This window comes from Aeromonas sp. 602200 (genome assembly GCF_049173895.1).
Lineage (GTDB): Bacteria > Pseudomonadota > Gammaproteobacteria > Enterobacterales > Aeromonadaceae > Aeromonas > Aeromonas veronii_A.
This window is the reverse complement of record NZ_JAAKSL010000004.1, coordinates 62,369-81,349: the sequence shown is the minus strand read 5'-3', so window position 1 is coordinate 81,349 and position 18,981 is coordinate 62,369. Positions and strand designations below refer to the sequence as shown.

Genomic DNA, 18,981 nt, shown 5'->3' with positions numbered 1-18,981 from the left:
AAGATATTTTTATTCTTTGTTGTTAGCCAACACGCCCTTTAATCTGGCCAAAAATCAGACCATGGAAGACGCGTGTGATGCAATTGAAGGATTCCCCATTCAACCTCTCCCCCCTCTCTGACGAGCAGCAACGTCAGCTGGGTCAGGTACTCTCGACCCTCAATACCCAGCAACTGGCCTGGGTGAGCGGATATCTCTACGGCCTCTCCCAGACCGGTCAGCAGAGCGTTGTAGCCAGCGCCGCCGTGGCTGCGCCCAGTGGCAGCCTGACCATTCTCTACGGCTCCCAGACCGGCAATGCCAAAGGTGTCGCTACTGCCATCAAGGCGCAGGCCGAAGCCCGTGGTCTACCGGCCACCCTCGCGTCGATGGCCGACTACAAACCCAAGCAGCTCAAGAAAGAGAGCCATCTGCTGGTGGTAGTGAGCACTTACGGGGAGGGTGAACCGCCGGAGAGCGCCGTCGATCTGTTCGAGCAGCTTAAAAAAGGCAAGATTGGCAAACTGGACGGCCTCAAGTTCGCGGTACTGGGGCTGGGTGACAGCTCCTACGAATTTTTCTGCCAGACCGGCAAAGATTTTGACAACTTCCTCGCCACCGCTGGGGCCGAGCGGATTTATGAGCTCGCCAGCCTCGATGTGGATTATCAGGATGCAGCCAAGAGCTGGAGCGAACAGGCACTCAATGCCATTGCAGCGACGCTCTCTATCGGTGCTGCCAGCAGCGTAGCCAGCGCGGTGCAGCAGGCGGTTGGCCACAGCCAATACAGCAAGGAGAATCCCTTCCCTGCCCGCCTGTCGGTCAATCAGAAGATCACCGGCCGAGATTCCACCAAGGATATCCGCCATATCGAGATCAATCTGGCCGACTCCGGCATCACCTATCAGCCGGGTGATGCCCTCGGCGTCTGGTTCGACAACGATGCAGAACTGGTTAATGAAGTGCTGGCCCTGGCCGGTCTCTCCGGCGACGAGGCCGCGGCCCACGGCACCTTGCGCGCCGCACTGACCAGTCACTTCGAACTGACCCGGCTGCACGGCGGTTTTATCACAGGACTCGCTGACATATCGGACAACGCGGCGCTGAAAGATCTGGCCGGTGACAAAGCCCAGGTCAATGCACTGGTCGCTTCTGCCCAGGTGGTAGATGTGCTGAAACGCTTCCCGACCGCCCTCACGGCCGAGCAGCTGGTTGGCCTGCTGCGCCCGCTCACTCCGCGCCTCTATTCCATCGCCTCCGCCCAGAGCGAGGTGGAAGAGGAAGTGCACCTGACCGTCGGCGTGGTGCGCTATCCACAGGAAGATGGCACAGTGCGCTCTGGCGCAGCCTCCTCCTATCTGGCGGATCGGCTGGCCGAAGATGCCGAGGTGCGGGTATTCGTCGAGCACAACGACAACTTCCGCCTGCCGTCAAACCCCGACACCCCCGTCATCATGGTGGGCCCGGGTACCGGCATCGCCCCGTTCCGTGCCTTTATGCAGGAGCGGGAAGCCCAAGGTGCCGAGGGCAAGAACTGGCTGTTCTTCGGCAACCCCCACTTTACCCAGGATTTCCTCTATCAGGTGGAGTGGCAGCGTTATGTGAAATCGGGGCTGCTGTCGAAGATCTCCCTGGCCTTCAGCCGGGATCAGGCCAACAAGATTTATGTGCAGGACCGCCTGCGCGAGGCAGGGCTTGAGCTCTATCAGTGGCTGGAAGCAGGTGCTCACTTCTATGTGTGTGGCGACGCCAACCAGATGGCCAAGGATGTGCAGGAGGCCCTGCTGGAAGTGATTGCCGAACACGGCCACAAGAGCCGTGAGGAAGCAGAAGAGTATTTGAGCGAATTGCGTCGTGCCAAACGTTATCAAAGGGATGTCTATTGATGAGCAAACAACCTCTTTCTCACCCAAAAGCGGGACCGGTCGAAGGGCCGCTGGCCGACAACGAGCGCCTCAAGCGCGAGAGCAACTTCCTGCGCGGCACCATAGAGCAAGATCTGCAGGACCCGCTCACCGGCGGCTTCAACGGCGACAACTTTCAGCTGATCCGCTTTCACGGCATGTACCAGCAGGATGACCGCGACATCCGCCCGGAGCGCGCAGCCCAGAAGCTGGAGCCGCTGCACAACGTCATGCTGCGTGCCCGCCTGCCCGGTGGGATCATCACCCCGGCCCAGTGGCAAATCATCGACAAGTTCGCCGAAGAGCACAGCCTCTACGGCAGCATCCGCCTGACCACCCGTCAGACCTTCCAGTTCCACGGGGTATTGAAGCGCGACATCAAGCTGATGCACCAGACCCTCAACAGCACCGGCATCGATTCCATCGCCACCGCAGGCGATGTAAACCGCAACGTGCTCTGCACCAGCAACCCGGTGGAGTCCGAGCTGCATCAGGAAGCCTACGAGTGGGCCAAGAAGATCTCCGAGCACCTGCTGCCCAAGACCCGCGCCTACGTGGAGATCTGGCTGGACGGCGAGAAGCTGGGGGGTGACGAAGAGCCGATCCTGGGTTCCAACTACCTGCCGCGCAAGTTCAAGACCACTGTGGTGATCCCGCCTCACAACGACGTGGATATCCACGCCAACGATCTCAACTTCGTGGCCATTGCCGAGCATGGCAAGCTGGTTGGCTTCAACGTGCTGGTGGGCGGGGGCCTCGCCATGACCCACGGCGACACCAGCACCTACCCGCGCAAGGCGAGCGACTTTGGCTTTATTCCGCTCTCCCACGTGCTGGAGGTGGCGGCCGCCGTGGTCAGCACCCAGCGCGACTGGGGCAACCGGGTCAACCGCAAGAACGCCAAGACCAAGTACACCCTCGAGCGCGTCGGTGTCGAGGCCTTCAAGGCCGAGGTGGAGAGCCGCGCCGGCATCCAGTTCGGGCCGGTTCGTCCCTATGAGTTCACCAGCCGTGGCGATCGCTTTGGTTGGGTCGAGGGGATCGACGGCAAGCATCACCTCACCCTGTTTATCGAAAATGGCCGCCTACTGGACTTCCCGGGCAAGCCGCTCAAGACCGGCATGCTGGAGATCGCCAAGGTGCATCAGGGGGATTTTCGCCTGACCGCCAACCAGAACCTGATCATCGCCGGGGTGCCTGCCAGCGAGAAGGCCCACATCGAGGGGCTGGCGCGCCAGTACGGCCTGCTGGATGACGGAGTAAGCGAGCAGCGCAAGCAGTCCATGGCTTGTGTGGCACTGCCCACCTGCCCGCTGGCGATGGCTGAAGCGGAGCGCATGCTGCCGGCGTTTGTCACCGACATCGAAGGCTTACTGGCCAAACACGGCCTGGCCGATGACGCAATCATCTTCCGGGTCACCGGCTGCCCCAACGGCTGCGGCCGCGCCATGCTGGCGGAGGTGGGACTGGTGGGCAAGGCGCCGGGACGCTACAACCTGCACCTGGGTGGCAACCTCGAGGGAACCCGCATCCCGCGCCTGCACCTGGAGAACATCACCGAGCCGCAGATCCTGGCCGAACTGGATGCCCTGATCGGCCGCTGGGCCAAGGATCGCAACGCGGGCGAGTGCTTCGGCGACTTCGTCATCCGCGCCGGCATCATAGCTCCGGTCATCGACTCCGCGAGGGACTTCTATGCAGCCTGATCAAACCGATACAGAGCGGCTGGCACGCACCGCCGACGGCCGACTCGACCTCGACGCCCTGCTGGCCTTGAGTCGCGAGGAGCAGGTCGAGGCGCTCTCCCCCCTCAACCGGCAGCTGGATGCCATGGGCGCCCCCGAGCGGGTGCGCTGGGCCCTGGCCAACCTGCCGGGGGAGCATGTGCTGTCATCCAGTTTCGGCATTCAGGCGGCGCTGATGCTCCATCTGGTCAGTCGCGAACGGGCCGATGTGCCGGTGGTGCTGACCGATACCGGTTATCTCTTCCCCGAGACCTACCGCTTTATCGACGAGCTGACCGAGCGGCTCGCCCTCAACCTCAAAATCTACCGGGCCGAGCTCAGTCCGGCCTGGCAGGAGGCCCGCTTCGGCCTTCTGTGGGAACAGGGAGTAGAGGGGATCACCCGCTACAACCAGCTCAACAAGGTAGAGCCGATGGACCGCGCCCTGAACGAGCTGGGTGCCCGCACCTGGTTCTCCGGCCTGCGCCGGGAGCAGTCCGGCAGCCGGGGCAAGCTGCCGGTGCTGGCCATCCAGCGCGGCCGCTTCAAGTTCCTGCCGGTGATCGACTGGAGCAACAAGGACGTCTTCTACTACTTCAAGGAGTTCGACCTGCCCTACCACCCGCTGTGGGAGCAGGGCTACCTGTCGGTGGGCGACGTGCACACCACCACCAAGTGGGAGCCCGGTATGAGCGAGGAGCAGACCCGCTTCTTCGGCCTCAAGCGCGAATGCGGTTTGCACGAGGAAAATGGCGAGAACGACGGCTCAGGCATCTAATTCCGTCTTGAAAACCCAACAGAACAACAAGGGCATCCGAAGATGCCCTTGTTGTTATTTGCCCATTAGCATTCGTCCGTCAGCGGCGCTGCCAGGTCTCAAAGCTATAGGGGCACGGGTTCTTCTCATCGGCAGGGTGGCTATCGCACTCAATCCGTTGCCACTGGCCATCGTCAAAAGCGGGGAAGCGGGTATCCCCCTCCACCGCCAGATCGATGCGGGTCAGGTAGAGACAATCCGCGCTCGGCAACATCTCGGCATAGAGATGACCACCACCGATCACCATCAACTCCTCCACCGAGCTGCCTGCCAACAGCGCCAGCGCCGCCTCGACGGAGCCCACCACCTCAATGCCCTCAGCCTGATAGTCGGGATTGCGGCTGATCACCAGATTGCGCCGTCCGGGCAGCGGTCGTCCGATGGATTCGAAGGTCTTGCGCCCCATCAGCACCGGCTTGCCCAAGGTAACTCGCTTGAAGTGGGCTAGATCCGCAGGCAGATGCCAGGGCATCTGATTGTCCAGACCTATCACCCGATCGTGGGCCATGGCGGCAATCATGGAAATCTTCATGGGGTCAACCTCTCGAACCGTCGGTCAGATAATGGGGCGGTTACGGTACACGACCAGAGAGGGGATCGCCAAACCGAAACTGAGGGCACCGACGATAAAGAGCGCCTTGAGGCCGTTCTCCACTGCGCTCTGGATCAACGCCATGGTCACACCGTTGATGTTGAGCTCCACCACCGCGATCATGGTCTTGAAGGCATAACTGCCTGGGATCATCGGAATGATGGAAGCGACGCTGAACACCGGACGCGGCGCCAGCAGACGTCGCGACCAGTAGACACAGACAAAACCGACCGTAGTTGCCGCCGCCAGCGTCGCCCACTCGATGGGCATACCATAGTGGATCAGCAGGGTACGCAGGCTGTGGGCCAGCGCGCCGCCCATGGCGCAATACTTCAGCATTCGCGGTGGCACGTTGAACAGCATGGCAAACCCCACCGCCGGGATGGAGGACCAGAAGGCATCCTTGGCCAGTAGCCAGAGCAAATCCATCATACTTTCCACCCCCAGATCCCGGTGACCGACATGGCCAAAATGATACCTATGGCGGCACTGATGGTCAGCAGGGTCGCAGTCCCCCAGCGGGCCAAGCCCATGTTGAAGTAGCCCTTCACCATGTCGGAGACCGCATTGATCAGCGGAAAGCCCGGCACCAGCAACAGCACGCTGGCCGCCATGGCGAGATAGGGCTGGTCACCCCAGTTGAAGAAGGTGGCGCTGGAGGAGAGCAAGGTGGCGATAAAGCCGGTTACAGCAAAGTTGATGAGCGGACTGTGATGATGGCGGGCCATCAGCTGGCGCACCCGCATCGCGACGGCAGACGAGAAGCAGGTCACCAGGAAGATGGGCCAATCACCACCAAACAGCAGACTAAAGGCTCCACAGGAGAGCCCTACCATGGGCACCACCAGCCAGGGGTGATAATGGAAGGGGACAATGGCCTCGAGTCGCTGGCGCACTTCCCGTGCGCCGATCAGCTCTTTCTCCGCCATGATGCAGATCCGCTGGATTTCGCACACCACCTGCATGTTGATGCCATGTTCACGCACCCGCCGGGTAGTGGTGACACAGCTGCCCTGATAGAGACTGGTGAGCACAATGGCGCTCGACGAGATAGCCATTTCGACACTCTCCAACCCCAGCGCCATCCCCAGTCGCACCGTGGTCTGTTCGATGATCCGGCTCTCCGCCCCGAACTGGGCCAACAACTGACCCACCTTGACGATAATGCGGGTGATCTCTGTCTGTTGCTCCCGCGACAACACCCGTCTTGGTGTGATACTTCTCATAATCCCTTCGAGTCGTAGCAATAAAAATTTCGGCCATATTAGCCTAACTTTTACCGTTATTCATCCACCTCAATCACAACCTGACTAATAATTTATTACAAGAAGGAGAAAAGAGATTACATCACAAATACATTACGACTAACATTAAAAACCATAACAATCAGGTCGTCAGCAATTCCCTTTATTATGACCTCACCGATTTGGCTGAAATATCAACCAAGGAGTTTCTTGCAGATTATTTACGACGTCGATAGTCCGCCAGACGGATTATTTTACCACTGCCATCGTTTTCAGGCGGAGGCTCTCCCTCTTCTCTGAACTGGATCATTTCGCTGCGCATCAGATAAAAGGATTCCCGCATCATGTTGGCAATCCGGATACAGCTGTCTAGATTGTTTTTAGCCAGCCGACGCTGACCATCAATCTTGAACTGCAATCCGCGCAGACGGCGCTGCTGATCCGGGCTAGCCCGGGCCATCAACTGGTCTATCTGCTGCCTCAGGATCGCATCCAGCCGGGAAGGCTCACTCGCAGCCAACTCCTTCAGGGTGTCAAAATCAGGCAACTCCATATGCCCTCCTTGGCGACTATTGCTGGCTCTACAACTTGAGGAACCAGCCATATAAAACTTTATATACGACCGAGCGGCAAAGAGCTCACCACACCACTCAGGTAATCGTTATTAAAATGGCAACCATGATGAAAATCATCCATTGAAATAACATGCAGAAACAAACTTTTGCTTAAAAAAGAAAGAGCATGCAAAACACTTAGACATTTTAGGCTGCTTTTTTATGTTTTTTATTTCCAATAAAAGTCGGGATAAATTAATTTTGCTTCATTCGACTCTTTATCATCCATAAAATGACCAGTAGCTCCTTCCGACGATTTAACATATCTCACTGATTATGTTATTTTAATTGCCACTTTTATCGGACATTCAAGAGCAGACCATGAGCAAGGCAAAAATCGGTATCGTCACCGTCAGCGATCGCGCCAGCGCGGGCATCTATGAAGACCTCTCCGGCAAGGCCATCATCGACACCCTGAACGCCTATCTGACCTCGGAGTGGGAACCTGTCTATCAGGTGATCCCCGATGAACAGGATCAGATTGAAGCGACCCTGATCCGGCTGGCGGATGAAGAGCAGTGTTGTCTCATCGTCACCACAGGCGGCACCGGCCCGGCCAAGCGGGATGTCACGCCGGAAGCGACCGAAGCGGTGTGTGATCGCATGATGCCGGGCTTTGGCGAGCTGATGCGGGCCGAATCCCTCAAGTTTGTGCCGACCGCCATTCTGTCGCGCCAGACTGCCGGGCTGCGCGACGATACCCTGATCGTCAATCTGCCGGGCAAGCCCAAATCGATCCGCGAGTGTCTGGATGCAGTATTCCCCGCCATCCCCTACTGCATCGATTTGATGGAAGGGCCGTATCTTGAGTGCGATGAAACTGTCATCAAGCCATTTCGGCCGAAAAAATAGCAAAGCCGACCATAAAAAATAATGGCGAGCCACGGCTCGCCATTATTTTTAGCTCATCTGTTCGTGCAGACAAAATGCATCGATTATTTACGGCCGAATACTTTTACGCCCGCTTTGCTGCGCTCTGAATTACCGTACACTTCGATCTTTTTCACACAACGACGCGAACCCAGTGATTTCCACTCGGTCTCTTTATCACTGCTCATCTCCCGATCGAAGCGAATGGTTTTGGTACGATCACCACCATAGGTCACCACCACCCGATCCAGGGTCAAATCACGTTCTGCCTTCACCTTGATATATTTGGTCTGACGGCAAATCACCAAAGGAATTGTCGCACCATGATCACCGGCCCCCAGCAAAATAGTCCGCCCCAGCGTGAACTGATCATCGCCAGCATGGCTGGCTGACGCCACCACCAGCAAGACACCACCCAGCAGGGTGCGCGCGGAAAAACGGGAATTCCAGATAGACATCAGGGACATAACACCTCCAATAAAAAACGGAGTGCAATAATACGGACCGAACCATAACGGAAGCTGTACCCGAACGCGCATTTGCGGCGAAAGAGGGGCGATTGCCTGAGAAAATGGAGGAATTTGCCGGTAAAAATGTGAAGGGCCGCATATTGCGGCCCTGACTGCATATGAGCGCTCAACGCTCCATGATCTGGGTCACATCTTCTTTATTGATCATCACCTCACGCCCTTCATGATCGTAATAGCGATACATACCGGTACTCTCGTCCAGCTTGGGCTTGCTCTCTGTGGTGATCATCTTGCCATCCTTGGTGCTCATGATGTATTGGGAGCTGCATGCTACCAGCCCCAGGGCGCACACCAGGATCATCATCAGTTTTTTCATAGGCGCACTCTTCTCCTTTCACCCTCACCACGAGGGTGTCATATCCAGCCTACTCCAATCCGGCAGGCAGTCGGAAACTTGCACAATAAAGTGAGATCACCATCAAAAATCAGTTACTTGCGACCACCCGGTTTGCCACTGCTACCGGTACCGGAACCACAGCCAAGTGCCAGCCGATCTGCCGCGGCTCTGGCCTGCACCAGACCATAGCCATAGCTGTTGTCCCGTCCGACAGCCCCCAGATCCTGGGCGCTGCTGCGCAGGGTCTGGCGCAGTTGATCATTGCTGCACTCCAGCCGCTGTGACCAGGCCAGGGTGGCGACCCCGACCACATGAGGGGTCGCCATCGAGGTACCGCTGTAGCTGGCGTAACCACTCGGCACGGTCGACAGCACAGCAACACCGGGGGCCGCCAGCTCCACCTGATCGTTGCGTTGCGAGAAATAAGCCAACTGCTTGCTGCCATCGATAGCAGCCACGCTCACCACACTGCTGTAAGAGGCGGGATAGGACTTGCTGGTGTTGCCCGCATTGCCCGCCGCCGCCACACTCAACACATTCTGGCTGTAAGCCTGATTGAACGCCTGCTCTTCCGTCTTGCTGGGCACATTGCCCCCTAGGCTCATGTTGATGACCATGCGAGTAAAGCCACGACTGCTCATCCCCTGCTTGCAGGCATTGAGAGCCCCCACCAGGTTGGAGGTATAGGCCCAGCCGTTGGCGCCAAACACCTTGATGATGTGCAGCGGGACACTCTGATTCGGCAAGACACCGACCACGCCCATGTCGTTCCCCCCAATGGCGGCTATGGTGCCTGCCACGTGGGTGCCGTGACCGTTTTCGTCACTGCTCCAGCTGCCTGTACCTGCGTTGTCACTACCCTGCACCTGCGCCCCATGGGGCAGATCCGGGTGATTGCCGCTATAGCCAGAGTCAATGATGCACACCAGCACCTCTCCGGCCATACCATCGCTCAGTTGTGGCGCCTGTACCATGGGAATGCCATAAGGCAGGGTCTCGGCACTGGCATAACGCTTGGCATCCGGCTCCACCCACAGCACGTTGGGGTTGCGCGCCAGCGCTGTCGCTGCAGCAGCTGGCAACCAGAGCGCCAGCGCATGCTGCTCGGGCAGTTGCAGGGCCAGCTCGCCCCCCATCCCTTTGCTTTGGGCCAGCACAGCGGCCTCCGCCCCCGGCTTGAGTTGCACCAGATAACGAGCCCGTTCGGCAGCCATTACCCCCTGTGCCAGTACGCCTGCCACCAGCAGGCCTGTCCATATCCGTCTCATCAGTCACTCCTTCCATCGACCTGATAGCCACCAGCAAAGTGTAGTGGCAGGCTGGCGCAGGTCCGAGCGGATACAAAAAGGCCGGACATCTGTCCGGCCTCTTCTTTCAAGCGCAAGCGCGCAATCATGACTTGGCGGGCTGGCGCTCACCGGTCACGGTCGGGTTCTTGGGATCGGAACTCCACTCATACCAACCGCCGTCGTAGACGCTGATCCGTTTCCAGTCCATCAGCCAGGCGTAGAAGAAGGCCTCGGAGGCGCGCCAGCCGGTACCGCAGTAGAATGCGGCCTGCTGAGTTGGCTCGATGTTCCACTGGTCCCACATGGCGAGGATCTCGCGGGCCGGCTTCATGGTGCCGTCCGGGTTGTGGAAGTCGCTCATGCTGTTGGCATCCACCCCACCGTGACCCCACTTGGCCCCCGGAATATCGCCCTTCGGCTTGATGTAGCTGTAACCTGAGGTGTTGCCGACAAACTCGTCCCAGGTACGCACGCTGACCAGGGCGCTATCGGGCTTCTTGAGCAGCTCTTTCGCCTGACTTAGCGTGGTGTAGTACTCGGGGTGAGCGGGAATGGCCACGCCAAACTCCTTCACCGGCTCATATTTGTTGGGCAGGCCGGTTTCGGTGCGCAGGTGCTGGATAAACCAGGCATCCAGACCACCGTCCAGCAGGCGCACATCTTCCACCCCCGCATACATCATCAGATGCGCGGCACGGGCAGCCGCCATGGTGTTGCGACCATAGAGGATGACGGTGGTGTCGTGACGGATGCCGTTATCCAGCAGCAGCTTCTTGAGCGCTTCGTCAGAGACCTTGTTCCACAGCGGCTCCTCTTCGAGGCTGTTGGTATCGATATAACCGGCCCCCGGGATGTGGCTGATGAGGTAGGCCTTGGGTGAACCCCAATCCACTTCAAACAGCTTCCAGTCACCCTTGGGCGCCGCGGCAACCGGCTTGCCCTCCTGCAGGTCCGCCAACCAGCGCGGATAGACCAGCTGCTGCCAGCGTGCCAGCGACTCGCGCGGTGCAACTTGCCACCCTTGCAGCTCGAACAGCTGCTTGATCCCCTGCTTGCGCAGCAAACGGGCCACCTCGGCCACTTCGCGGGACGCACCGTAGAGGGCAACCGGACGATCGGCCTTCAGACCCTTGATCTCGAGCGCCTTTGGCCACTCTTCATCGCTGTATTTCCACTCGGCTGAGAGGTTCTCGGCGCCCGCCACATGGCCGCCCTGCTTCTCCCCTTCCATCGGCCACCCCTGATAGAAGTAGCTGGCGCGGGTATCCAGGATGACAGCCTGTTTGGCCTTGGCATCGGCCAGCGAGAGCGGTGGCAACTCCCCTGCCACGGCGGGCAGGGCACACCAGAGCAGTAAGGTCGCCAGCGCGGCCTGCAGGAAGCGAAGATGTCGTTTCATGGTGATTTCTCGATTCATAGTGAACAAGGTTAAAAAATGGAGCGACCCAGCCGCTCGGCCAGCAGCTCCAGCGCCGCCGTGCCCGCCAGCGAGTTGCCGGCTTTGTTGAGCTCGGGCGACCAGACACAGACGCAGAGCTCGCCCGGGATCAGGGCGATGATACCGCCGCCGACCCCCGATTTGCCCGGCATGCCGACCCGATAGGCAAAATCGCCCGCCTCGTCATAGAGGCCGCAGGTGGCGAGCAGGGCGTTGACCTGTTTAGTCGTGCGGGCAGGCAGCAGCGGCACGCTCTCGCCCAGTGGCACACCACGGTTGGCCAGATAGATGAATGCCCGCGCCAGATCGACGCAGCTCATGCGAATGGCACAGGCATTGAAATAGCTTTGCAGCACCTTGTCCACTTCGTTTTCGAAGTTGCCATAGGCCTTCATCAGATAGGCGATGGCGGCGTTGCGGGCAGAGTGCTGATATTCGGAGCGGGCGACCACCTGATCCGCCATGATGGCCGGATTGCCGGAAAGACGGCGCACCAGCTCGAGGGTACGTTGACGCGGCGCAGTGAGGCGGGTCTCAAGCAGATCGCTCACCACCAGCGCCCCGGCATTGATAAAGGGGTTGCGGGGTATCCCCTGCTCGAACTCGAGCTGTACCAGCGAGTTGAAGGGCTGGCCGGAGGGCTCCTTGCCCACCCGGGCCCAGATCTCCTCCTCCTGATAGAGGGTGAGTGCCAAGGTCAAACTCAGGGCCTTGGAGATACTCTGGATGGAGAAGGGTTCAAAAGCGTCACCGGCGGTGAACAGCTCCCCCTCAACGGTACAGACTGCGATACCGAGCCGATCGGCCGGCACCTGAGCCAGTGCCGGAATGTAGTCGGCCACCTTGCCTTGTCCCAGCAACGGGCGCACCTCTTCGAGGATGCTGGCCAGTAATTCGGATGACAACACCATAAGCAATAAGCGATTCCATGACTAAAACAGCGGTGGAGATCCCATCCCCACTGACAAAAATCCCGCCAGCGGCGGGATTTTTCAGTTACCCACAACAAGGCGCCAGATGCGGCAGCCTTGTATCAGGCCGGTTCACCGTACCAGAGGTCGAACAGCTCGGTAACGACCACGGCTTCCATCCCCTTGCCTTCCAGCCAGGATTTGACGGCGGCGCGGTCTTCTTCGGTACATTTGCCCAGTTGCTGGGTGCAGATCATCCCTTCCCAGGCCAGGTGACCGGAGCCGGCAAAAGCCAGTTTACGGGGTTCAACAACCTCATCGATCATCGCATCGACTACCGCATCGATGGTCTCTTCGGCAGTGCCGACCGGGAAGTTGAAACTGATGTCGAAACCCATTTCCTGGAATTCATCGACGCGCAGTTTCTTGCGCAGGCGGCGGCTACGATTGGCCATGATAGCTCCTCAAGTTAGTTGATACGCTAGGTGTGTTGACGTGCCAGCTTAGCTGACACGCTTGAAAATCAGATCCCAAACCCCGTGGCCGAGACGGTGGCCACGTTGCTCAAATTTGGTCAGCGGACGCCAGTCCGGACGAGGCACCCAGTTGCAGGTGGCAGAGGTGTTCTCGTAACCCTCGGCGGCGCTCATCACTTCCAGCATGTGCTCGGCATAGTTTTCCCAGTCGGTCGCCATGTGGAACACGCCACCGATGGCCAGCTTCTGGCGAATATCCTGGGCAAATGCAGGCTGTACGATGCGGCGCTTGTGGTGACGGCTCTTGTGCCAGGGATCCGGGAAGAAGAGCTGCAGGCAGGAGAGTGAGCCGTTCGGGATCATGTGCTCCAGCACCTCGACCGCATCGTGGCAGATCACCTTCAGATTGGTGACGCCCGCTTCCTGAGCGGTGCCCAGACAGGCACCCACGCCCGGGGAGTGCACTTCAATGCCGATGAAGTTCTTCTCGGGGGCATTCTTGGCCATCTCCACCAGAGAGGCGCCCATGCCAAAGCCGATCTCCAGCACCACAGGTGCTTCACGGCCAAACAGTGCGACCAGATCGAGCTGCTTTGGCTCGAAATCGATGCCCATGACCGGCCAGAGCTCTTCCAGGGCCTTCTCCTGCCCTTTGGTCAGGCGGCCTTCGCGACGGACAAAGCTGCGGATCTTGCGCATGAACTTGCCGTCTTCGTTAAATACATCTTGGGTCACAGGCATAATGGTCTCGTTATTTCATCAATCCGGGTAATACATCTTGTGTCCGATCCCGAGCGGGACCGCTCGCGGCTCGGCATTTCATCGACCCGCGAAAACAGGGGAGCGAATTATCCCAAGATAGGCCCAAGGCGCAAGTGTTTCGCGAAACAAATCCCTCATCTCTCTCCATTTCATTGACAACAGTTGACAAATGCCGACCCGTTCACAGAATCGGTCACGCGTCGAGTACATGCTGCCTGCGCAAATAAAACCATACACAACAAAGGATTGCAGTATGAAATACAGAGCATTGGCGTTTGCCATCACCACTTTGCTTGCGGGATGCGACACATCAACAAATGACTCACAAACCCCTGCTGCCGCCGAGCAGGCCTATGAGTATCTGGTGCAGTTGAGCTCAACCGCAGAAGGGATTGGCGCGCGCCCCACGGGGACAGAGGCAGAAACTCGTGCCGCGGCATGGATCCAGGACCATCTGACCGGTTGGGGCTACGATGTGCAACGCCAACCCTTCACCTACACCAAAAGCGGCGCCAGTAAAAACTCCCAAAACCTGATCGCTGAGCTCAAGGGCACAAGTGACAAGGTGATCCTGATCGGCGCCCACTACGACAGTACGGGCGACAAGAAAGGTTCTGAAGGAGCCACCGACAACGGCGCTGGCGTCGCAGCCCTGCTGGCAGTGGCTGAGGCGCTTAAAGGACAAACCTTGCCCTACACGGTTCGCTTTGCATTCTTCGGGGCGGAGGAGAACGGTCTCAACGGCTCCAAAGCCTATGCCGCCAGCCTCGACAGCAGCGCCGTCGCCAAGCTGCTGGCGATGGTGAACTACGACACCATCGCCGGGGGCGACATCGTCTACGTCCACTCAGCCCACTCGGACGTCGCCGAATACAACTGCACAGATCCGAGCCGCTACAGCTTCGATCCCAAGGTGCGGGATCGCCTGCTTACCCTCTCCAAACAGACTGCGACCCCGTTTGCCATTCATCCCAGCTACAGCGGTTATCCGGAAGGGGAGACTGGCAGCTGGTCAGATCACGCTCCCTTTGCCTGCCTGGGGGTGCCGATCGCCTACGTTGAAGCGACCAACTTCACCATCAACGGCGCTGATGGCTATGACGGCTACTCCCAAAGCACCAATCCAGCGCTGTGGGACTGCTATGACGCCACCACCAAGAGCGCCTGCGATCGTGACAGCGAAACCCAGTGGGGAAAAATCTGGCACACCCAGTACGACCGCCTCGACAAGATGGCGGAACTATTCCCTGGCAGAGTAGAAAGCCAACTTGGCGCCAACACCGACCTGATGATCCGCTTCCTCAAGGAACCGGGTTTGTAAGGTCAGTTGCTTGTCCACAAAACAAGATCGCCCTAACTCATTTCAATTCATGGGAGCCACACGGGCAGGTAAAATTCGGGCAGGTGCCAAACCTGCCCTTTTTTGGCGATTTTTGTGACAATCATTGCCTCATTTCTGAAATCTGATACAAACGGATAACCTGGCGGTCGAATGGAGCGACCGCCCATATGCCGAGAGAATTGTCTATGCAGCCGTTTTTTGCCCAGCGCTTCGAGAAGGTTGAACCTTCCTTTATCCGTGAAATCCTCAAAGTTGCCGCCAATCCGGAGATCATCTCCTTCGCCGGTGGCCTGCCCAATCCCCACCTGTTTCCGGTCAAGGCGATCGATCAGGCCTGTCAGGATGTGCTACGCGAGCAAGGGGCTGCCGCCCTGCAATATGCGGCGACCGAAGGCTTCGCCCCGCTGCGCCAATATATTGCCGACCGCTATCTGACCCGCCACGGCATGCAGGTCAATCCGGACAACATCCTCATCACCAGCGGCTCCCAGCAGGCGCTGGATCTGCTGGGCAAGGTGCTGATCGACGAGGGTCAGGATCTCATCATCGAAGAGCCGGGTTACCTTGGCGCCATTCAGGCTTTCTCTGTCTATCAACCCACCTTCAAGCCGATCACCCTTGAAGAAGAGGGTCTGGATCTGGCGGCGCTGGATGCGCTGCTGGCAAGCGGATCCAATGCCAAGCTGCTCTACGGCGTGCCCAACTTCCAGAACCCGAGCGGTGTCTCCTACAACCGTGCCAACCGCGAGGCACTGGCCGAGCGACTGGTGCGCCACGAGCTGTTGATGGTGGAAGATGATCCCTACGGCGAGCTGCGCTTCGAAGGGGAGCATCTGCCCCCCATTGCCAAGCTGGCACCAAACAATACCGTGCTGCTCGGCTCGTTTTCCAAAACCGTGGTGCCCGCCTTCCGTCTGGGCTGGATGCTGGTGCCGGAGTGGCTACGCAAGAAGGTGACCATCGCCAAGCAGGCCACCGATCTGCACAGCAACGCCTTCAGCCAGCAGGTGCTGCACCGCTTCCTGACCGACAACTCCCTCGACGCTCACTTGGAGAAAATCAAAGAGGTCTATGGCCGCCAGCGTGCCGCCATGGAGGCTGCGCTGGCCCGTCACTGCCCGCCCGGCGTCAGCTACACCCGACCGGAAGGGGGCATGTTCCTCTGGCTGACTCTGCCAGCCCACATCAGCGCCATGGCCCTGTTTGATGAGGCGATCAAGGAGAAGGTAGCCTTCGTGCCCGGCGCCCCCTTCTATGTACGCCCCGAAATCAAGAACACCCTGCGCCTGAGCTTCTCCTGCGTCGATGAGGCGACCATCGAGGAGGGGGTCAAGCGGCTGGCACGCGCCCTCCAGCGGATGCTCTGAACGCCCAAGCCAAACCGTATTAACAAAAAACCAGCGAGCGCTCGCTGGTTTTTTTTATGCTCCCCATTCACCCGTTCAGCCAAACAGGGTCTTGCAAAACTGCTTCATCGGAATGGGGCGGCCGTAGCGATATCCTTGCAGATAGTCAACGTGGCGAGCCCGCAGGTAGTCCGCCTGCGACTGCTTCTCGACCCCCTCCGCGATCAGGATCAATTCAAGTCGCTTCGCCAGATCAATCACGTTTTCAACGATATGGCTGGAGAGTGCATCCGTACCGATCATCTCTACAAAGCTCCGGTCAATCTTGATTGCATCGACCTGAAACTGCTGCAGATAGGTCAGACTGGAGTGACCGGTGCCAAAGTCATCGATAGCGATCAACACGCCCAGTTTGCGCAACTCGGCAAACATCCGGGCGGTTGTCTCATCAGCCACCAGCAGCTCCCGCTCCGTCAGCTCCAACCCCAAATCAACGGGATTGTCCTTAAACGCGTCGAGAAAGGCCTTGCAGTCAGCCAACAGGTCGAGATCCTGGAAGTGCTTGGCGCTGATATTGAAGCAAAAATGAAACTTTGCCGGCAGCTTGCGGGCATAAGGGGAGAAGTGGTCACGCACCTCGGCCATCAACAGGCTGGTCATGGGCACGATCAGGCCGCTATCTTCCGCCAGCGGGATAAAGCGATCCGGCGAGATCATCCCCTGCTTGGGATGCTGCCAGCGCATCAGCACCTCACAGCCACGCCACTGCTCATCCTCACCGGAGACCACCGGCTGCAGGTAGGGGATAAACTCCTCCTCGATCAACGCCCGCTTGAGCTCCTCCGCTGGTGAGCTGCTACGCCCCATCAGCCTGAAGGTGCCGAATCCAATCAGCAGCGCCAGCAGTGGAGAGAGGATCAAGGTATCTCTGGAGTAGCGCCATGCGTGGCTCAAGTAATCATGCACCGTGATCCGGGTGACGACCTGATAGGGGAAATCGGCCGAAGCGAGGGCAATATAACCCTCTTCTGCCGGAGAGGGCGCCGCCCCGAACTGACCTGAGCCAAACAGTGCCCTCTGCCCCACCACCAGAGCCATCGGGGAGTTCTTGCTGGAGATCTCCAGGGTATTGCGCAGGTAGTAGCCATCCACACCGATCAGCACACTCCCCTTGTCCGTTTCGTGGCGCAGCACGATCAGGGGGCGATCCGGTGTGACCTCATTGCCTGGCAGCAGTTGCAGCCTGCCATCCACATAACTGTCAGGGTTGAAGGGGCCATCGTAGTCACCATAGAGCGAGGTGCAATAGATACGATTTCCTATAGTCAGATTGGCAGAGCGGACATCAGGCACAGTGGCCACCTGTTCGCGCAGCAGTTGTGCCGCCTCCTTGCAGGGGTGACCAAGCATCCCCTCCACATTGATGGCCGCTTGCCGGGCATGGCCGATGGAGCGATCAAACATCATCCGGGCATGCTGCAAGCGTGAATCGGAATCATGCTCTATCTCGGTCACTGTCTGCCAGATAACGGCAACAACCCCCAGCAGCAGGATCCCGCCCCCCATCAGTAGTGCCACCAGAATCCTCGAGTAAAGCTGGCGAAGTTTCAAACGACGAAATGGCATGGCGGCCTCTTTGATGCTCGGATGGTGGGTGACAGCCCCGGTGGACAGGCGAAAGGGTTGCCATAATAGCGATTGAACAACAAATGTCCACCCGACAAAAATCAATCAATTCAAACTATTGTTCAACAATATGTCGCAAGAAGAGGATAGAGTTAACATCAGTCGAATGAACAAAACGTGTCAAACTCGTCCACTTGTTGAAGGAGGACGACGCCATTAGAGTAGAGCAAACGGCAGCAGGAGCGTGCAACGATGAAGATTCTGATTACCGGAGGAACCGGCTTTATCGGCCGCAAGCTGGTTGCCCATCTCAAGGTCAATCACGAGGTCGTGGTATTGAGCAGGCAGGGGAGCCGCGCCTACTCCCTGCTCGGTCACGATATCAAGGTATTGGATAACCTTGACCGGCTCGATGACCTCAATGACGTGGACGCAGTGATCAATCTGGCGGGTGAACCCATCGCCGCCGGACGCTGGAGCGAGTCGCGCAAACAGCTGCTCTGCGATAGCCGCTGGCTACTGACCGAGCAACTGGTAGATCTCATCAAGCTATCCAGCACGCCGCCCAAGGTGCTGATCAACGCCTCCGCCATAGGCTGGTATGGCAGACAGGGCACCGAAACCCTCGACGAGCAGTGCCGCTCTCCCAACGACGAGTTTACCCACCAGCTCTGCCAGCAGTGGGAAACCCTGGCGCAGGAGGCACAAAGCCGCCAAACCCGGGTCTGTATCGTGCGGATCGGGCTGGTGCTTGGCATGGATGGCGGCGCCCTGCCCAAAATGCTCCCCCCCTACCGACTCGGACTCGGCGGCCCTATGGGGTCAGGCAGCCAGATGATGAGCTGGATCCATGTGCAGGATCTGGTACGCGCCATGCTGTTCCTGCTGGAGCACGAAGAGTGCAGCGGCATCTTCAACGGCACTGCGCCCCATCCGGTCAGCAACCGGGAGTTCAGCCAGACCCTTGCCACCACGCTGCACCGTCCACACCTCTTCTTCGTCCCTGCGCCGCTGTTGCAACTGGTGATGGGGGAGGCGGCAGATCTGCTGCTGACCGGACAAAAGGTGATACCAGCACGGCTGCAACAGGCCGGTTTTCACTTCAGCTATCCCGAGCTGTCGAGCGCCCTCACCAATCTGCTGAGCGAGCCCCGCTAAGTCACACCCGCTCGCTGCATCT

19 protein-coding genes are annotated in these 18,981 nt (G+C 58.7%); 7 read left to right on the top strand and 12 right to left on the bottom strand.

The genetic code is table 11. The features are described from left to right. The first annotated feature begins 77 nt into the window (after positions 1-77). From G5221_RS07210 to G5221_RS07200, 3 genes are read left to right on the top strand one after another with little or no spacing between them, the layout of a single operon-like run. Positions 78-1,865 carry an assimilatory sulfite reductase (NADPH) flavoprotein subunit gene (locus G5221_RS07210; RefSeq protein ID WP_266134357.1) on the top strand — a complete coding sequence of 596 codons (1,788 nt, stop codon included), beginning with the start codon at positions 78-80 and terminating at the stop codon, positions 1,863-1,865. Beyond that, positions 1,865-3,589 carry an assimilatory sulfite reductase (NADPH) hemoprotein subunit gene (gene cysI, locus G5221_RS07205; protein ID WP_266134358.1) on the top strand — a complete coding sequence of 575 codons (1,725 nt, stop codon included), beginning with the start codon at positions 1,865-1,867 and terminating at the stop codon, positions 3,587-3,589. Before G5221_RS07210 ends, cysI begins: the two co-directional genes overlap by 1 nt. Next, entirely contained in the window at positions 3,579-4,385 is an 807-nt protein-coding gene (locus G5221_RS07200; protein ID WP_266134359.1) for a phosphoadenylyl-sulfate reductase, read from the top strand. The genes cysI and G5221_RS07200 overlap by 11 nt, the downstream gene beginning before the upstream one ends. A gap of 79 nt (positions 4,386-4,464) precedes the next feature. Here G5221_RS07200 and folA read toward each other — a convergent pair whose 3' ends face one another. From folA to G5221_RS07180, 4 genes are all read right to left on the bottom strand, one after another. After that, complete coding sequence (folA, locus tag G5221_RS07195; protein WP_421263023.1) at positions 4,465-4,956, bottom strand: type 3 dihydrofolate reductase; 492 nt, start codon at positions 4,954-4,956, stop codon at positions 4,465-4,467. A 24-nt stretch (positions 4,957-4,980) separates the two neighbouring features. After that, the gene (locus G5221_RS07190) at positions 4,981-5,448 is read right to left on the bottom strand and encodes a threonine/serine exporter family protein (RefSeq protein ID WP_069555903.1); all 468 of its coding nucleotides are present in this window, start codon (positions 5,446-5,448) and stop codon (positions 4,981-4,983) included. Continuing rightward, complete coding sequence (locus G5221_RS07185) at positions 5,445-6,242, bottom strand: threonine/serine exporter family protein (protein ID WP_216953003.1); 798 nt, start codon at positions 6,240-6,242, stop codon at positions 5,445-5,447. Before G5221_RS07185 ends, G5221_RS07190 begins: the two co-directional genes overlap by 4 nt. Positions 6,243-6,477: 235 nt before the next feature. Continuing rightward, entirely contained in the window at positions 6,478-6,813 is a 336-nt protein-coding gene (locus G5221_RS07180; protein WP_139410235.1) for a DUF3135 domain-containing protein, read from the bottom strand. A 382-nt stretch (positions 6,814-7,195) separates the two neighbouring features. Between G5221_RS07180 and mog the strand changes: the two genes are divergently transcribed. Further along, the gene (gene mog, locus G5221_RS07175; protein WP_005354170.1) at positions 7,196-7,726 is read left to right on the top strand and encodes a molybdopterin adenylyltransferase; all 531 of its coding nucleotides are present in this window, start codon (positions 7,196-7,198) and stop codon (positions 7,724-7,726) included. 83 nt (positions 7,727-7,809) lie between these two features. Here mog and G5221_RS07170 read toward each other — a convergent pair whose 3' ends face one another. From G5221_RS07170 to trmB, 7 genes are all read right to left on the bottom strand, one after another. Next, positions 7,810-8,211 (bottom strand): DUF2541 family protein, encoded by a 402-nt coding sequence (locus tag G5221_RS07170; RefSeq protein ID WP_129503427.1) that lies wholly within the window; start codon positions 8,209-8,211, stop codon positions 7,810-7,812. A gap of 169 nt (positions 8,212-8,380) precedes the next feature. Next, entirely contained in the window at positions 8,381-8,590 is a 210-nt protein-coding gene (locus G5221_RS07165) for a YgdI/YgdR family lipoprotein (RefSeq protein WP_129503426.1), read from the bottom strand. A 113-nt stretch (positions 8,591-8,703) separates the two neighbouring features. Beyond that, positions 8,704-9,879, bottom strand: coding sequence for a S8 family peptidase (locus G5221_RS07160; RefSeq protein WP_266134361.1), 1,176 nt, complete (start codon positions 9,877-9,879; stop codon positions 8,704-8,706). A 124-nt stretch (positions 9,880-10,003) separates the two neighbouring features. Beyond that, complete coding sequence (locus tag G5221_RS07155; protein WP_266134362.1) at positions 10,004-11,299, bottom strand: sulfurtransferase; 1,296 nt, start codon at positions 11,297-11,299, stop codon at positions 10,004-10,006. A 29-nt stretch (positions 11,300-11,328) separates the two neighbouring features. Continuing rightward, positions 11,329-12,249, bottom strand: a complete 921-nt coding sequence (gene glsB, locus G5221_RS07150; RefSeq protein WP_005348151.1) for a glutaminase B — start codon at positions 12,247-12,249, stop codon at positions 11,329-11,331. A 122-nt stretch (positions 12,250-12,371) separates the two neighbouring features. After that, a complete protein-coding gene (locus G5221_RS07145) occupies positions 12,372-12,704 on the bottom strand; it encodes a YggL family protein (RefSeq protein ID WP_005348158.1) in 333 nt (110 codons plus the stop codon). A gap of 48 nt (positions 12,705-12,752) precedes the next feature. Next, on the bottom strand, positions 12,753-13,466 hold the full coding sequence (gene trmB, locus G5221_RS07140; RefSeq protein ID WP_266134363.1) for a tRNA (guanosine(46)-N7)-methyltransferase TrmB: 714 nt from the start codon (positions 13,464-13,466) through the stop codon (positions 12,753-12,755). A 274-nt stretch (positions 13,467-13,740) separates the two neighbouring features. Between trmB and G5221_RS07135 the strand changes: the two genes are divergently transcribed. Together G5221_RS07135 and G5221_RS07130 are read left to right on the top strand one after the other, a co-directional pair. Then, positions 13,741-14,808 carry a M28 family metallopeptidase gene (locus G5221_RS07135; RefSeq protein ID WP_266134364.1) on the top strand — a complete coding sequence of 356 codons (1,068 nt, stop codon included), beginning with the start codon at positions 13,741-13,743 and terminating at the stop codon, positions 14,806-14,808. Positions 14,809-15,014: 206 nt separating this feature from the next. Then, positions 15,015-16,196: a PLP-dependent aminotransferase family protein gene (locus G5221_RS07130; protein ID WP_144714308.1), complete on the top strand. Its 1,182-nt coding sequence runs from the start codon at positions 15,015-15,017 to the stop codon at positions 16,194-16,196. A 75-nt stretch (positions 16,197-16,271) separates the two neighbouring features. Here G5221_RS07130 and G5221_RS07125 read toward each other — a convergent pair whose 3' ends face one another. Further along, complete coding sequence (locus tag G5221_RS07125; RefSeq protein WP_266134365.1) at positions 16,272-17,801, bottom strand: cyclic diguanylate phosphodiesterase; 1,530 nt, start codon at positions 17,799-17,801, stop codon at positions 16,272-16,274. Positions 17,802-18,053: 252 nt separating this feature from the next. On the opposite strand from G5221_RS07125, the gene G5221_RS07120 reads away from it, so the two are divergent. Beyond that, the gene (locus G5221_RS07120) at positions 18,054-18,959 is read left to right on the top strand and encodes a TIGR01777 family oxidoreductase (RefSeq protein WP_421263022.1); all 906 of its coding nucleotides are present in this window, start codon (positions 18,054-18,056) and stop codon (positions 18,957-18,959) included. Positions 18,960-18,981 lie beyond the last annotated feature (22 nt).

Bases quoted from the DNA above. Each gene is read 5' to 3' on its own strand.
- mog (WP_005354170.1), top strand. From the start codon at position 7,196: ATGAGCAAGGCAAAAATCGGTATCGTCACCGTCAGCGATCGCGCCAGC.
- G5221_RS07130 (WP_144714308.1), top strand. From the start codon at position 15,015: ATGCAGCCGTTTTTTGCCCAGCGCTTCGAGAAGGTTGAACCTTCCTTT.
- G5221_RS07135 (WP_266134364.1), top strand. From the start codon at position 13,741: ATGAAATACAGAGCATTGGCGTTTGCCATCACCACTTTGCTTGCGGGA.
- G5221_RS07180 (WP_139410235.1), bottom strand. From the start codon at position 6,813: ATGGAGTTGCCTGATTTTGACACCCTGAAGGAGTTGGCTGCGAGTGAG.
- cysI (WP_266134358.1), top strand. From the start codon at position 1,865: ATGAGCAAACAACCTCTTTCTCACCCAAAAGCGGGACCGGTCGAAGGG.
- G5221_RS07120 (WP_421263022.1), top strand. From the start codon at position 18,054: ATGAAGATTCTGATTACCGGAGGAACCGGCTTTATCGGCCGCAAGCTG.
- G5221_RS07125 (WP_266134365.1), bottom strand. From the start codon at position 17,801: ATGCCATTTCGTCGTTTGAAACTTCGCCAGCTTTACTCGAGGATTCTG.
- glsB (WP_005348151.1), bottom strand. From the start codon at position 12,249: ATGGTGTTGTCATCCGAATTACTGGCCAGCATCCTCGAAGAGGTGCGC.
- G5221_RS07190 (WP_069555903.1), bottom strand. From the start codon at position 5,448: ATGATGGATTTGCTCTGGCTACTGGCCAAGGATGCCTTCTGGTCCTCC.
- folA (WP_421263023.1), bottom strand. From the start codon at position 4,956: ATGAAGATTTCCATGATTGCCGCCATGGCCCACGATCGGGTGATAGGT.
- G5221_RS07160 (WP_266134361.1), bottom strand. From the start codon at position 9,879: ATGAGACGGATATGGACAGGCCTGCTGGTGGCAGGCGTACTGGCACAG.
- G5221_RS07210 (WP_266134357.1), top strand. From the start codon at position 78: ATGCAATTGAAGGATTCCCCATTCAACCTCTCCCCCCTCTCTGACGAG.
- G5221_RS07200 (WP_266134359.1), top strand. From the start codon at position 3,579: ATGCAGCCTGATCAAACCGATACAGAGCGGCTGGCACGCACCGCCGAC.
- G5221_RS07185 (WP_216953003.1), bottom strand. From the start codon at position 6,242: ATGAGAAGTATCACACCAAGACGGGTGTTGTCGCGGGAGCAACAGACA.
- G5221_RS07170 (WP_129503427.1), bottom strand. From the start codon at position 8,211: ATGTCCCTGATGTCTATCTGGAATTCCCGTTTTTCCGCGCGCACCCTG.
- G5221_RS07165 (WP_129503426.1), bottom strand. From the start codon at position 8,590: ATGAAAAAACTGATGATGATCCTGGTGTGCGCCCTGGGGCTGGTAGCA.
- G5221_RS07155 (WP_266134362.1), bottom strand. From the start codon at position 11,299: ATGAAACGACATCTTCGCTTCCTGCAGGCCGCGCTGGCGACCTTACTG.
- trmB (WP_266134363.1), bottom strand. From the start codon at position 13,466: ATGCCTGTGACCCAAGATGTATTTAACGAAGACGGCAAGTTCATGCGC.
- G5221_RS07145 (WP_005348158.1), bottom strand. From the start codon at position 12,704: ATGGCCAATCGTAGCCGCCGCCTGCGCAAGAAACTGCGCGTCGATGAA.